Here is a 13,614-nt window from a genome sequence, read left to right on the forward strand (position 1 = left end):
CGCCGCGCCCGCTGCGCAGCAGGCGGCGCCGGCCGCGGCTCCCGCCGGTGGCGGCGGCGTGCAGGAAGTGAAGGTGCCGGACATCGGCGACTACAAGGACGTGCCGGTCATCGAGATCGCGGTGAAGGTCGGCGATCGCGTCGAGAAGGAACAGTCGCTGGTCACGCTCGAATCGGACAAGGCGACGATGGATGTGCCGAGCCCAGTCGCCGGCGTCGTCAAGGAACTGAAGGTGAAGGTCGGCGATACGGTGTCCGAAGGCACCGTGATCGTGCTGGTCGAAGGGGCGGGCGCAGCTGCCGCACCGGCCGCCGCACCCGCCGCGGCCGCACCGCAGAAGACCGCTGAAGCGCCGTCCGACGCGCCGCAAAAGCCGGCCCCCGCGCCCGCCGCGGCGCCGTCCGCGCTCGCGCAGGCGCCGGTGATTCCGGCCGGCGAGGGCGGTGCGTATCGACCGAGCCATGCATCGCCGTCGGTGCGCAAGTTTGCGCGCGAACTCGGCGTCGACGTCGCACGTGTGCAGGGTTCCGGTCCGAAGGGCCGCATTACGCAGGACGACGTCACCGCCTTCGTGAAGGGCGTGATGACCGGCCAGCGCGCGGCGCCTGCCGCAGCGGCGGCTGGCGCCCCGGCAGGCGGCGGCGAACTGAACCTGCTGCCGTGGCCGAAGATCGATTTCACGAAGTTCGGTCCGGTCGAGCCGAAGCCGCTGTCGCGCATCAAGAAGATCTCGGGCGCGAACCTGCATCGCAACTGGGTGATGATCCCGCACGTCACGAACAACGACGAAGCGGATATTACGGATCTCGAAGCGTTGCGCGTGCAACTGAACAAGGAGCACGAAAAGGCCGGCGTGAAGTTCACGATGCTCGCATTCGTGATCAAGGCCGTGGTGGCGGCGCTGAAGAAATTCCCGACCTTCAATACGAGCCTCGACGGCGACAACCTCGTCTACAAGCAATACTTCCACGTGGGTTTTGCGGCCGATACGCCGAACGGTCTCGTCGTGCCGGTGATCCGCGACGCGGACAAGAAAGGCCTCGTCGATATCGCGAAGGAAATGACGGAACTGTCGAAGCTCGCCCGCGACGGCAAGCTCAAGCCTGAGCAGATGCAAGGCGGCTCGTTCTCGATTTCGTCGCTGGGCGGCATCGGCGGCACGCATTTCACGCCGATCATCAATGCGCCCGAAGTCGCGATTCTCGGTCTGTCGCGCAGCGCGATGAAACCGGTCTGGGACGGCAAGCAGTTCGTGCCGCGCCTGACGCTGCCGATGTCGCTGTCGTATGACCACCGGGTGATCGACGGCGCCGAAGCAGCGCGCTTTAACGCGTATCTCAGTTCGATCCTCGGCGACTTCCGGCGGGTCATTCTTTGATTTTTGCAGCGCGCGCGAGGCGTGGGCCTGATCGTGGTCTCGTCCATGCCTGTGCTGTCGATCCGGTTGAATCCGGCGTGTGCGCCCGTTTGACAAGCGTCGTTCCGTTCGGAGCGGCGCTTGTTTTCGAGCGCCGCTCCGGATTGATCTCGACGGGTTCACCGGCTGCGCTGCAATCCCTCATCAACACGGCAACAAGAGAAGGGGACACTCATGAGTCTCGTCGAAGTTAAGGTGCCGGACATCGGCGACTTCAAGGACGTCGATGTCATCGAAGTCAATATCAAGGCCGGCGACGTCATCGAAATCGAACAGGCGCTGATGACGCTCGAGTCCGACAAGGCATCGATCGAAGTGCCGAGCGATACCGCGGGCACCGTCAAGGAAGTGCGCGTGAAGGCGGGCGACAAGGTATCGGAAGGCACCGTGATCGCGCTCGTCGAAACGGCGGGCGAGGCCGCGCCGGCGAAGGAAGAGACGAAGGCGGCGAAGGAACCGGCCAGGGAGCCAGCCAGGGCGGCCGGGTCGCAACCCGCGGCGCAGGCTGCGCAACCCGCGCAGAAGCAACCGGCTGCCGCGCCGCAGGCCGGCAGTTTCTCCGGCACCGCGGATATCGAATGCGATATGGTCGTGCTCGGCTCGGGCCCCGGCGGTTACTCAGCCGCGTTCCGCTCGGCGGATCTCGGCATGAAGACCGTGCTCGTCGAACGCTATGCGACTTTGGGCGGCGTGTGCCTGAATGTCGGCTGCATTCCGTCGAAGGCGCTGCTGCACACCGCGCTCGTGATCGACGAAGCCGCGGCGCTCGGCGCGCACGGCATCACGTTCGGCAAGCCGCAAGTCGATCTCGACAAGCTGCGCGATTTCAAGTCGAGCGTGGTCAAGAAGCTGACCAGCGGCCTCGGCGGGATGGCGAAGGCGCGCAAGGTCGAAGTGGTGACCGGCGTCGGCGCGTTTGTCGATCCGCATCATATGGAAGTGCAGACCGAAGGCGGCAAGAAGGTCATCAAGTTCAAGAACGCGATCATCGCGGCCGGTTCGCAGGCCGTGAAGCTGCCGTTCATTCCGGAAGATCCGCGTGTCGTCGATTCTACCGGCGCACTCGAGTTGCGCCAGATTCCGCAGCGCATGCTGGTAATCGGCGGCGGCATCATCGGCCTTGAAATGGCCACCGTGTACTCGACGCTCGGCGCGCAGATCGACGTCGTCGAAATGCTCGACGGGCTGATGATGGGCGCCGATCGCGATCTCGTGAAGGTGTGGGAGAAGTTCAACAGCAAGCGTTTCGCAAACGTGATGCTGAAGACGAAGACCACCGCCGCCGAAGCAAAACAGGACGGTATCTATGTGTCGTTCGAAGGCGAGAAGGCGCCGTCTGAAGCGCAGCGCTACGACCTCGTGCTGGTGGCGGTCGGCCGCAGCCCGAACGGCAAGCGGATCGGCGCCGACAAGGCCGGTGTCACGGTGACGGACCGCGGCTTTATCGAAGTCGACAAGCAGATGCGTACGAATGTGCCGCATATCTACGCGATCGGCGATATCGTCGGTCAGCCGATGCTTGCGCACAAGGCCGTGCACGAAGGCCATGTCGCGGCCGAAGTGGCGCACGGCGAGAAGGCGTACTTCGACGCGCTGCAGATTCCGTCGGTTGCGTATACGGACCCGGAAGTCGCATGGGCCGGCAAGACCGAAGACCAGTGCAAGGCCGAAGGGATCAAGTACGGCAAGGCGGTGTTCCCGTGGGCCGCGTCTGGTCGCGCGATTGCGAACGGCCGCGATGAGGGCTTCACCAAGCTGATTTTCGATGAGCAAACGCACCGTGTGATCGGCGGCGGGATTGTCGGCCTGAATGCCGGCGATCTGATCAGCGAGGTGTGCCTCGCGGTCGAGATGGGTGCGGACGCAACCGATATCGGCAAGACGATTCACCCGCACCCGACGCTCGGCGAGTCGATCGGCATGGCGGCCGAGCTGTACGAGGGCGTTTGCACGGACTTGCCGCCGCAGCGCAAGAAGTAAGCTCGCACCGCCTGGCGCCCTCGGCGCCAGCTGAACGCGGCAAACGAAACGGCGCGCTCCTGCAATAGCAGGGCGCGCCGTCATTGTTTGCGGATGATGAATGCCGCAGACAAAAAAATCCCGGCCGGAGCCGGGGTGAACGATACGTTGTTTCGCGTATCGGAGCATCTCGTGGCGAGCGTGCTGTGTGCCACGCTCGCATCTGCTGTCAGCGAAACTTCAGTGACTCGCGGCAGCGCCAGCCCGAATGTGTTCGTATTGCTGAACGTTGTTCGGCCGGCGCCGGTTCGAAGCCCGATGCGTTGAAACCAATCTGAATCGATCAGGCTTGCGCCGCCTTAAGCAGCGGTGGCCTTCTTGGTCGCCGAAGCCGAACGCGACACTTGAGCGGCGGCTTGCGAAGCGGCCTTCGACGCGGCGGTAGCGGCTGCGTTGAAGTTGCTTTCGGCGATTTCGACAGCTTGCTTGGTCGCCTTGTGGACCGTCTCGTACGTCGTGTTCGCGGCGGTGATGGCCGACTTGATCACGGCAACAGCGGTTTCCGAACCGGCCGGCGCGTTCTTCGCGGCGTTCTCGACGAGCGCCTGCACCTTGCGGTTGTGCTCTTCGTACTGCACTTCCGCGACGCGGGTGAATTCAGCCTGCGTAGCCGACGCGATTTCATACAGGTGGCGGCTATACGACAGCACCTTTTCGGCGACCGGCTGGGTGAGGCTAGCCTGCAGCGCGAGCAGTTCTTGCGCGTCCTTCACGGACAGCGCGCGCTGCGCGTTTTCCTGGCCTTCCGCGAGCGTCGACTTGACGACTTGCAGGTTCAGTTCGACCAGCTTCTCGATGCCTTCGAACGCCTTGTTCGTCAGACCGAAGAGAGTATCGAGATTGGCCTTCTGGGCTGCAGCGAATTGCTCAGGGGTCAGCAGAGTCATGTTTACGCTCCTGAAGTACCGGTCCGTCTGGCGCGGACCGAGTTGGGTTGAACCAGTTGGGTCGATTCACGGCCGCGCTGCGAAAAACAGCCTGGCCGGTGATTGGATTGCGCCGCACGGAAACTGACGAAAGAGATATGGTGCGTCGCAGCAATGGTTCCCATTTTAGGACAGCGCCTATCGTTGTCAAGTATTTTTTGTGCATCGCACAATGATGATAATTTATCGAGAAAACAATATGTTATGAAGTATTCGCGGAGTTGCCAAAGCGCATACTTATTGAGTGCTTGCACCGCAATAGTGCGCAAAATTGTGACGTTTTCTGCAACAACGCGGCGTTTCGTGCCCTTCCTAACGAAGTTCGGTGGCCGCGGTAGAATCGCGACGTAAACTAAATCTGACGCGGAACGTTAAATCTTCATCCCGGTCGAATGCGCGGATCGCGGTCTGCAGTGTCTACTTAAGAGCCTGGCTCGAGTTGACTGGTTGCGACAGCGCTTACGTTCCGCTTTGCCGGCGCATTGAGCCAGGTACCCGGTGCACCAGGGCTCGCGACCGTACTTCCCCCGATCAAGCATGTGTGGAAGCTGCCGTTAAGCATGGAAATCGTTTCCATACTGATGGGCGGGATGGTCTGGTGGGCCGATTGATCTTTTTGATGGGACTGCACCTGTCATTGTGTTGCGGCAATTGAGTCTTACAACTCGGTTTAAAGAGTGCTGGTAAGTGCTTCAATTTGCTAATTTTTCGTTGATTCACTACACTGGCGGACAATTCCCTGCCGCTTTACCCAGAACACCAATGAAAACTGACTTGTTTTCGTCACTCAAGTTGATGCACGGCGCGGCGCTCAGCACCGCGTTGTCGGTGGCCGCTTCAATGGTCATCGCGGCGGCATCAGCGATGCCGGTCGATGCGTTTGCCGCGTCGACGGCATCAACGGCAAAGTCCGACAAGGCTGCGAAAAAGCCGGCGAAGAAAGCGGCGGCTGCGCCGGCCGCCAAGGTTTCGAGCCGCTCGTCCGCGGCGAAGAGCGCCAAAGTGGCTGCCGCTGCGAAACGCGACGACGATGACGACGCGCCGCGCGCGGTCTCGAAGAAGCGGCGCGTGAGCTACACGATGAACGGGCGTCACCATTCGGTGGTGCGCCGCGTTGCGTTCGAGCCGCGTTCGCCGACGGCCGGTCAGGCGTTCGGTCTGCACGAGTCGCCGGAAGGCGTCGCGTTGCGCTCGAGCGTCGCTTACGTGGTCGATCAGAATACGCAGGAGCCGGTCTACGACAAGAATTCGCGTTCAGTCGTGCCGATCGCGTCGATCACCAAGCTGATGACCGCGATGGTGGTGCTCGATTCGAAAGAGCCGATGACCGAGTCGATCGAAGTCACCGACGAAGATCGCGATTACGAAAAGAACACGGGCTCGCGCCTCTCGGTGGGCTCGGTGCTGTCGCGCGAAGATATGCTGCATATCGCGCTGATGGCGTCGGAAAACCGCGCCGCCGCCGCGCTGTCGCGTTACTACCCGGGCGGCCGCCCGGCGTTTATGGCGGCGATGAATGCGAAGGCTCGCACGCTCGGCATGGCCGATACGCATTTCGAGAACCCGACCGGGCTGACCAGCCAGAACGTGTCGAGTGCACGCGATCTCGTGAAGATGGTGAGCGCCGCGTATCAATACCCGCTGATCCGCCGTTTCTCGACCGATCACAGCTACGAGGTGTACACCGGCAAGCGCACCATTGCCTATAACAGCACGAATGCGTTGGTGCGTAACCCGTCGTGGGATATCGGTCTGCAGAAGACGGGTTTCATCAATGAAGCGGGCGAGTGCCTCGTGATGCAGGCGACCATCGACAATCGCCCGATGATCATGGTGCTGCTCGATTCGGCCGGCAAGTACTCGCGCTTCGCGGATGCGACGCGTCTGCGCACGTGGATCGACAACGGCGGAGAGCAACGCGTGACGAGCGCGGATGCGAACGGCGCCGGGACCTGATCGACGGACAAATGCCGGGCTGCGGCGGGTTTGCGCAGCGCGGTGCGGTACGGCACGGAGCGCAGCAACTGAAAGCAAAGCCCCGCAGGCGATCTGCGGGGCTTTTTCATTGACGAGCGGTGGTACACAAGCGGTGGTACATGGCGGGCCGACCAGAGCGGCGAGCGATGCGCGGCCGCGGCCACGCAACAAATCAAATCGAATCAACTCAAATCGATCGCGTCGACCGGCGCCGAGCGCGGACTCAAGCCGAGTGAGCAGCCGCGTCCGTCGATGCCGCCTCCGGGTGATAGCCGAGCGATTCGGAAATCACCAGCGCAGTCTTGCTGAGCTGGCCGAGCCACGAATCCTGCAGCCGGTCGGCCGGCGCCGACAGCGACAACCCGGCGACCAGCCGGCCGGTATCGTCGTAGATGCCGGCGGCGATGCAGCGCACGCCGAGCTCCAGTTCTTCGTTGTCGCGTGCGCAGGATTGCTGCCGCACGTGTGTGAGCTCCCGTTCCAGCTTCGCGAGGTCCGTAATGCTGTTCTGCGTGTGTCCGGAAAGGCCGGTGCGCGTCGCGTACGCGCGCACGCGCGCTGCTTCATCCACGGCCAGAAACAGCTTGCCGACCGAAGTCAGATGCAGCGGCGCGCGTCCGCCGATCGCCCGGACCACCTGCATGCCGGAGCGCTCCGAATACGCACGCTCGATATACACGATTTCGTCGCCCTGGCGCACCGACAGATTGACCGTCTGACCCGTCAGCCGATGCAGTTCGCGCATCGGCATCAGCGCGGCGTCGCGTACCGACAGCCGTGCCTTCACGAGATTGCCGAGTTCGAGCAGCCGCATGCCGAGTCGGTAAGTGCCGGGATCGGAACGGTCGACCAGCCGGCAAGTCACCATATCGTTGAGGATGCGGTGCGCAGTCGACGGATGCAGTTCGGTGCGTAGTGCGAGTTCTTTCAGGCTGACCGGGTCGCTGTGCGCGGCGAGCGCATCCAGCAGGCGCATCATGCGCTCGATCACCTGGATCGAGGTTTTGGGATCCGGGTTCGTATCGCTCATGGGGATAAACCGGTGACGCGTCAGGCGACGGAGAGTCGATTGTATCTCGTATGGTGAAAAAAGCGAGCGCCGTGTCGTCGTCGATCTGGCCGGCTTTTTCGCGAACCAGGGGTGGCACGCGTTGGTATCGCTTCGGAAACATCGGATAATCGGGGACGTTTCCCCGGAGGAGGACTCATGCGAGTCGGATTTTTCGTCACCTGCCTGATCGACCTGATGCGGCCGGAAATCGGTTTTTCGGCCATCAAGCTGATCGAGCGCGCCGGATTCGAGGTCGTCGTGCCGCCTGCGCAAACCTGCTGCGGGCAGCCGGCGTACAACTCGGGTGAGCGCGGCATCGCGCGCGATCTCGCCGAAAAGATGCTGCGCGAGTTCGAGCAGTTCGACTACGTCGTCGTGCCGTCGGGTTCGTGTGGCGGGATGGTCCGCGCGCATTACGGCGATCTGTTCGGCGACGATCCGGAACTGATGGGCCGCTTCGGCCGGATGCGGGCCAAGGTGTTCGAGTTGACCGATTTCCTCGTCAATATCGCGAAAGTCGAATTGAGCCCCGGCGAATTCGCCGGACCCGTGACGTATCACGATTCCTGCTCCGGACTGCGCGAACTCGGCGTGAAAAGTCAGCCGCGCGCGCTGCTCGCGCAGGCGGGCGTCGAAGTCGCCGAAATGAAGGGCTGCGAGCACTGCTGCGGATTTGGCGGCACCTTTGCAATCAAATACGGCGATATTTCGACGGCGATCGTCGATGAGAAATGCGAGAACATTCATGCGAGCGGCACGCACGCGGTGGTGCTCGGCGATCTCGGCTGCATGCTGAATATCGAGGGGCGCCTGCGCCGCACCGGCGACACGACCACGCGTGTGTTGCATATCGCACAGGTGCTGGCCGGCGACGCGTGATGCGCGCACGGCGACTGCGTGTTCGTTGCCGTTTGAACGCCGCCGCCGCTCCAGCGCCCCATCGAGCCCCGCCTTCGCCCCGATTGCGCGTGCCTACCTACTTCCGGATTCAATAAACCGTCATGCAAGTTCAATCGATGCAATTCAAGGCGCGTGCGGGCCAGAAGCTCGCCGACCAGCGCTTGCAGCAGAATCTGACGAAGCTGTCGACCAAATTCGTGTCGGCGCGCGCGCAGGTGATGACCGAGATCGACTTTCAGGCGACGCGTGCGGCGCTCAAGGAGCGCCGCAATCGCGCGATCGAGAACCTCGACGTCTGGCTCGAGACTTTCGAGCGCGAAGCGACGCGGCGCGGCGTGACGGTGCTGTATGCCGAGACCACGCAGGACGCGGCGAAGATCATCGCGGATATCGCGCGCAAGCACGACGTGAAGAAGGTGATCAAGACGAAGTCGATGGTCACCGAGGAAATGCGCCTGAACGAGGTGTTCGGCAAGATGGGCGTGCAATCGGTCGAGACCGATCTCGGCGAGTACATCCTGCAGATCAACAACAACGAGCCGCCGAGCCACATCATCGCGCCCGTGCTGCACAAGGATAAAGACGAGATCGCGGACCTCTTCGCGAAGACGCACAACCGGCCGCGCCTCACGGAAGCGCCTGACATGACGCGCGAAGCGCGCGAAGTGCTGCGTCCGCATTTCATGACGGCAGACATGGGGGTGACGGGCGCCAATTTCGTGATCGCCGAAACCGGCTCGGTCGCCCTCGTGACCAACGAAGGGAACGAGGGAATGTGCACGGTGATGCCGCGTGTGCACGTCGCGGTGACCGGCGTCGAGAAAGTGCTGCCGACGCTCGAGGATCTCGCGACCGCGCTGCGCGTGCTGCCGCGCTCGGCAACCGGGCAGTCCATGTCGAACTATTTCTCGCTGTTGACCGGACCGCGCCTTGCCCGCGATCAGGACGGGCCCGAGCATATGTATGTGGTGCTCGTCGACGGCGGGCGTACCGGACTGATCGGCGGCGATTTCCAGGAGATGCTGCGCTGCATCCGCTGCGGCGCGTGCATGAACCATTGTCCGGTGTATCAGAAGGTCGGCGGACATGCGTATGGCTGGGTCTACCCGGGTCCGATGGGATCGGTGCTGACGCCGAGCTACGTCGGACTCGACAAGGCGCTCGATTTGCCGCAGGCGGCGACGCTGTGCGGCGAATGCAATAGCGTGTGTCCAGTCGGTATTCCGCTGTCGGATCTGCTGCGCAAGCTGCGCGAGCGGCAGGTCGAACGGCATCTGCGGCCGTGGCGGGAGCGTATGGGGCTCGCGGTGTGGGGCTACTTCGCGATGCATCCGGCGGTTTATGCGCTATTCACGAAGCTTGCGGTGCGCGTGCTCGAGAAGGTCGGCGGCGACAAGCGTTCGATTGCGCGGCTGCCGTTCGGCGGCGGCTGGACGAAGACGCGTGAGATGCCGGCGCCGGTCGGCAGAACATTCCGCGAACTGTACGCGGCGCAGCGCAGCCACCGCGGGTGAAGGCGGGCGTCGCGCAAAGGCGGCGCGCTGGGTGTGAGACGAGCCGCTAGTGATTGGTTGCCCGCGAGCCATTGTTCGGCGAGACGTCGACCGAGCGCGCGGGCGGAGCCTTTCCGCCGCCGGGATAGCCACCCTGCGCGGGCGGATGGCCGCCACCGCCGGCTGGCGGGCCGCCACCGCCTGTATGCGACGGCGGCTGCGTGTGCGGATTCTGATTGCCGCCTGAGTTCGGGTGCCTTCCGTCATTCCAGTCGCCGCGATAGCCCCGTCTCCAGTACGGATCGCGGTTCGAGGGGCCGGAGTAGCCGCCAAACCCCAGATATACGTTCGACTGCGCGGGCGGGTAGCCGTAGCCATAGTTGTCGTAGCCGTCATAGCCGCCATAGTCGCCGGGAGCGTACCCGTAAGCCGGCGGTGCATTGGCGCCCGGATAGACCGCGCAGCCGCCACAGAGCGCAACTGCGGCAAGCGCGGCGGAAATCAGCGAGAGCGAAGCGTGGGATTCCATCGGATCGGACCTTATGTCGATGCAAGGTTTATGTAACCGGGTCCATCCTCCCACACCGCATCATTACCTTTGTATGTGTTTGTAAGGAATCCTTTCGCGGTCCTGCAGGCGCAAAGGTTCTCGCCGCGTTAATTGATGGCGCACTAACTATTCATGTAAACAGAACTGTCTATTCCGTGGGGGTGGGTTTTTCCGGATTGCGTCCTTATCTACAATTTCACTTTGGCGAAGTGGTGTCCAATCCACCGCCTGGGTTCATTGAGAGAGCGCCATCATGAGAAAGACAATATCGATGTACTGGCCTTTGGCGATCGTTCTGCCGCTTGCCGCGGCTGCGTTTCTGCACCTGTGCGGCAGTGCTGTGAAGCACGCGAGCGCCACACCGCTTGCCGCAAGTGAAGTCACCGCCGAACTGGCGCGTACCGTGTCGTTTGGATTCGTCAGTGACGAAACCGGTGCGCCGGCGCAGAGCGCGCACACGAACGTCACACTGCAGACTCAACCGCTGTAAGCGCCGCGCTGCACAGGACCCGCAGCGGCGCGGCCGTTTGTATAATCGCGTGCAGCTTGCGCTGCCGGATGCCGGCCGCTGATCCGACGGCTAAGTTAGATTCCTACGCTTGCCGTTAGCCGTCCGGACAACTCACAACCTGGCCCATTCGTATCTGCTGACCACGCAGACCGCTCGCCTCACTTTCTGATGAAAACCATCGCCGTTTGCTTCGTTTGCCTCGGGAATATCTGTCGTTCGCCGACCGCTGAGGGTGTGATGCGGCATCAACTGGTTGAAGCGAGACTTGCCGACCGTGTGATCGTCGATTCGGCCGGCACCGGAAACTGGCACGTCGGCGAGGCGCCGGACGAGCGGGCCCAGCAGGCTGCGCGTCAGCGCGGTTACGATCTGTCGCAATTGCGCGGTCGCCAGATCGCGGCCGGCGATTTCGAGCGCTTCGATCTGCTCATAGCAATGGACGATGCGAATGTGGCCGCACTGCGCCGGATTTGTCCGCCGGCTTACCGCGACAAGATTCGTCTGCTGATGGAGTTCGCGCCGCACGGGGATGTCCGCGAGGTCGCGGATCCGTACTTTGGCGACGCAACGGGGTTCGATCTCGTGCTCGACCAGTGCGAAGCGGCATGCAGCGGACTTGTGGCGGCACTCAGCGGCCAACTGGCGACGCGCTAATGTGCGACCGGGGTGCGAACCATGCGCGCGTTCCGGTCCGCGCTCGCCACGCCACGCAGCGATTCGTCTGCTGCGGCCCCCAAATTTTTAAGCAAATGACCCAAATCGGGATAGGGATACTTGACTAAATAGCTCATGTATTTATACTTGAGCAAACTTGTCGAGAATTGCGGTCCCCAAACATCATGAGACTCACCACGAAAGGCCGGTTCGCCGTCACGGCGATGATTGACCTGGCATTGCGCCAGGAGCAGGGCCCGGTGACGCTTGCGGGTATCAGCCAGCGCCAGCACATTTCCTTGTCCTATCTCGAGCAATTGTTCGGGAAATTGCGTCGCCATGAAATCGTCGAGTCCGTGCGCGGTCCGGGCGGGGGCTACAACCTCGCACGCCGTGCGGAAGACGTGACGGTGGCCGACATCATCATCGCGGTCGACGAGCCGCTCGATGCGACCCAGTGTGGCGGCAAAGGCACGTGCGAAGGCTCGAAGCAGCGCGATGGCCACTGCATGACACACGAGTTGTGGTCGACGCTGAACCAGAAGATGGTCGAGTATCTCGATTCGGTTTCGCTGAAGGACCTGGTCGATCAGCAGCGTGCGCGTGAAGCCGCGCCCGCTACCGTGTTGCGCGACCGGCGTACCGAAGCGCCTGCGGTCGAACCGGCACGCGTCGTGCCGAAAGGGCCGAATTCCGTTTTCAATATGGCGGGTTCGTAAGGCAGGGCGCCGCGAAAGCGCACGCAGAGCGTCCCGTGGCGCGTCCGCGCATGAACCCCGCGCATGAACCCTGATAGCCAAAAGCAAAGATGTCCCCGGAGCGATTGATGAATAACGACATTCCCCACCTGCCCATTTACATGGACTACAGCGCGACGACGCCGGTCGATCCGCGCGTGGTGGACAAGATGATTCCGTTTCTGCGTGAGCAGTTCGGCAACCCCGCGTCGCGCAGCCACGCCTATGGCTGGGATGCGGAGCGCGCAGTCGAGGAAGCGCGCGAGCACGTTGCGGCATTGGTGAATGCCGATCCGCGCGAAATCATCTGGACGTCGGGCGCGACCGAGTCGGACAACCTTGCGCTGAAGGGTGCCGCGCACTTCTACAAGAGCAAGGGCAAGCACATCATCACGGTGAAAACCGAGCACAAGGCCGTGCTCGACACCGGCCGCGAACTCGAGCGCGAAGGCTTCGAAGTCACCTACCTCGACGTGAAGGACGACGGCCTGATCGATATCGACGTGTTCAAGGCCGCACTGCGCCCCGACACGATTCTGGTGTCGGTGATGCACGTGAACAACGAGATCGGCGTGATCCAGGATATCGCAACGATCGGTGAAATCTGCCGCGAAAAGGGCATCATTTTCCACGTGGACGCCGCGCAGGCGACCGGCAAGGTCGAAATCGACCTGCAGAAGCTGAAGGTGGACCTGATGTCGTTCTCAGCGCACAAGACGTACGGCCCGAAGGGCATCGGCGCGTTGTACGTGCGCCGCAAGCCGCGCGTGCGCATCGAAGCGCAGATGCACGGCGGCGGTCACGAGCGCGGCATGCGCTCGGGCACGCTGGCCACGCACCAGATCGTCGGCATGGGCGAAGCGTTCCGTCTGGCTCGCGAAGAAATGGCGACCGAGAACGAGCGCATCCGCATGCTGCGCGATCGGTTGCTGCGCGGTCTGTCGCAGATCGAGGAAGTGTATGTGAACGGCGACATGGAACAGCGTGTACCGCACAACCTGAACATCAGCTTCAACTTTGTCGAAGGCGAATCGCTGATCATGGCGGTGAAGGACGTTGCGGTGTCGTCGGGTTCGGCGTGCACGTCGGCGTCGCTCGAACCGTCGTATGTGCTGCGCGCGCTGGGCCGTAACGACGAACTCGCGCACAGCTCGATCCGTTTCACCGTCGGCCGCTTCACGACGGAGCAGGACGTCGATTACGTGATCAACCTGCTGAACACGAAGATTGCGAAGCTGCGCGACCTGTCGCCGCTTTGGGAGATGCACAAGGACGGCGTCGATCTGACGACCATCCAGTGGGCCGCGCACTGACGCGTCACGCACAAACATGTTCGAAGATTGCGTGCGAGCGCAGGTCAAGCGGCAGATTGAATCGAA

The 13,614-nt window shown here is 62.6% G+C and carries 12 protein-coding genes; 9 read left to right on the forward strand and 3 right to left on the reverse strand.

Going from position 1 to position 13,614, the window contains the following annotated elements; genetic code table 11:
• The coding region (gene aceF / locus HV675_RS29725) for a dihydrolipoyllysine-residue acetyltransferase (protein ID WP_175115038.1) at window positions 1-1,378 on the forward strand (1,378 nt) is incomplete at its 5' end.
• A 213-nt stretch (window positions 1,379-1,591) separates the two neighbouring features.
• Window positions 1,592-3,397 (forward strand): dihydrolipoyl dehydrogenase, encoded by a 1,806-nt coding sequence (gene lpdA, locus HV675_RS29730; RefSeq protein WP_175115039.1) that lies wholly within the window; start codon window positions 1,592-1,594, stop codon window positions 3,395-3,397.
• Window positions 3,398-3,735: 338 nt separating this feature from the next.
• On the opposite strand, the gene HV675_RS29735 is transcribed toward lpdA, so the two are convergent.
• Window positions 3,736-4,323, reverse strand: a complete 588-nt coding sequence (locus HV675_RS29735; protein WP_175115040.1) for a phasin family protein — start codon at window positions 4,321-4,323, stop codon at window positions 3,736-3,738.
• 801 nt (window positions 4,324-5,124) lie between these two features.
• Here HV675_RS29735 and pbpG point away from each other — a divergent pair.
• Window positions 5,125-6,318 carry a D-alanyl-D-alanine endopeptidase gene (gene pbpG, locus HV675_RS29740; RefSeq protein ID WP_175115041.1) on the forward strand — a complete coding sequence of 398 codons (1,194 nt, stop codon included), beginning with the start codon at window positions 5,125-5,127 and terminating at the stop codon, window positions 6,316-6,318.
• A gap of 244 nt (window positions 6,319-6,562) precedes the next feature.
• Here pbpG and HV675_RS29745 read toward each other — a convergent pair whose 3' ends face one another.
• Entirely contained in the window at window positions 6,563-7,369 is an 807-nt protein-coding gene (locus HV675_RS29745) for an IclR family transcriptional regulator (RefSeq protein WP_175115042.1), read from the reverse strand.
• A gap of 177 nt (window positions 7,370-7,546) precedes the next feature.
• On the opposite strand from HV675_RS29745, the gene HV675_RS29750 reads away from it, so the two are divergent.
• Window positions 7,547-8,269 carry a (Fe-S)-binding protein gene (locus tag HV675_RS29750; RefSeq protein WP_175115043.1) on the forward strand — a complete coding sequence of 241 codons (723 nt, stop codon included), beginning with the start codon at window positions 7,547-7,549 and terminating at the stop codon, window positions 8,267-8,269.
• Window positions 8,270-8,391: 122 nt separating this feature from the next.
• Complete coding sequence (locus HV675_RS29755; RefSeq protein WP_175115044.1) at window positions 8,392-9,804, forward strand: lactate utilization protein B; 1,413 nt, start codon at window positions 8,392-8,394, stop codon at window positions 9,802-9,804.
• A gap of 46 nt (window positions 9,805-9,850) precedes the next feature.
• Here the strand turns inward: HV675_RS29755 and HV675_RS29760 are convergent, their stop codons facing one another.
• Window positions 9,851-10,312: a hypothetical protein gene (locus tag HV675_RS29760; protein ID WP_175115045.1), complete on the reverse strand. Its 462-nt coding sequence runs from the start codon at window positions 10,310-10,312 to the stop codon at window positions 9,851-9,853.
• A gap of 274 nt (window positions 10,313-10,586) precedes the next feature.
• On the opposite strand from HV675_RS29760, the gene HV675_RS29765 reads away from it, so the two are divergent.
• The 4 genes from HV675_RS29765 (at window position 10,587) to HV675_RS29780 (ending at window position 13,548) form a co-directional block, all read left to right on the forward strand.
• A complete protein-coding gene (locus tag HV675_RS29765) occupies window positions 10,587-10,823 on the forward strand; it encodes a hypothetical protein (protein WP_175115046.1) in 237 nt (78 codons plus the stop codon).
• A gap of 189 nt (window positions 10,824-11,012) precedes the next feature.
• A complete protein-coding gene (locus HV675_RS29770; RefSeq protein WP_175115047.1) occupies window positions 11,013-11,498 on the forward strand; it encodes a low molecular weight protein-tyrosine-phosphatase in 486 nt (161 codons plus the stop codon).
• A gap of 185 nt (window positions 11,499-11,683) precedes the next feature.
• Window positions 11,684-12,217 carry a Fe-S cluster assembly transcriptional regulator IscR gene (gene iscR / locus HV675_RS29775; protein ID WP_175115048.1) on the forward strand — a complete coding sequence of 178 codons (534 nt, stop codon included), beginning with the start codon at window positions 11,684-11,686 and terminating at the stop codon, window positions 12,215-12,217.
• Between the two features lie 107 nt (window positions 12,218-12,324).
• On the forward strand, window positions 12,325-13,548 hold the full coding sequence (locus HV675_RS29780) for an IscS subfamily cysteine desulfurase (RefSeq protein WP_175115049.1): 1,224 nt from the start codon (window positions 12,325-12,327) through the stop codon (window positions 13,546-13,548).
• Window positions 13,549-13,614 lie beyond the last annotated feature (66 nt).

Origin of the sequence: Paraburkholderia solisilvae, assembly GCF_902859875.1 — a bacterium.
GTDB lineage: Bacteria > Pseudomonadota > Gammaproteobacteria > Burkholderiales > Burkholderiaceae > Paraburkholderia > Paraburkholderia solisilvae.

What these genes read in the sequence shown, in the direction of transcription:
- HV675_RS29735 (WP_175115040.1), bottom strand. Translation starts at nt 4,323, where the DNA reads ATGACTCTGCTGACCCCTGAGCAATTCGCTGCAGCCCAGAAGGCCAAT.
- iscR (WP_175115048.1), top strand. Translation starts at nt 11,684, where the DNA reads ATGAGACTCACCACGAAAGGCCGGTTCGCCGTCACGGCGATGATTGAC.
- HV675_RS29765 (WP_175115046.1), top strand. Translation starts at nt 10,587, where the DNA reads ATGAGAAAGACAATATCGATGTACTGGCCTTTGGCGATCGTTCTGCCG.
- HV675_RS29770 (WP_175115047.1), top strand. Translation starts at nt 11,013, where the DNA reads ATGAAAACCATCGCCGTTTGCTTCGTTTGCCTCGGGAATATCTGTCGT.
- HV675_RS29760 (WP_175115045.1), bottom strand. Translation starts at nt 10,312, where the DNA reads ATGGAATCCCACGCTTCGCTCTCGCTGATTTCCGCCGCGCTTGCCGCA.
- HV675_RS29755 (WP_175115044.1), top strand. Translation starts at nt 8,392, where the DNA reads ATGCAAGTTCAATCGATGCAATTCAAGGCGCGTGCGGGCCAGAAGCTC.
- HV675_RS29780 (WP_175115049.1), top strand. Translation starts at nt 12,325, where the DNA reads ATGAATAACGACATTCCCCACCTGCCCATTTACATGGACTACAGCGCG.
- HV675_RS29750 (WP_175115043.1), top strand. Translation starts at nt 7,547, where the DNA reads ATGCGAGTCGGATTTTTCGTCACCTGCCTGATCGACCTGATGCGGCCG.
- pbpG (WP_175115041.1), top strand. Translation starts at nt 5,125, where the DNA reads ATGAAAACTGACTTGTTTTCGTCACTCAAGTTGATGCACGGCGCGGCG.
- lpdA (WP_175115039.1), top strand. Translation starts at nt 1,592, where the DNA reads ATGAGTCTCGTCGAAGTTAAGGTGCCGGACATCGGCGACTTCAAGGAC.
- HV675_RS29745 (WP_175115042.1), bottom strand. Translation starts at nt 7,369, where the DNA reads ATGAGCGATACGAACCCGGATCCCAAAACCTCGATCCAGGTGATCGAG.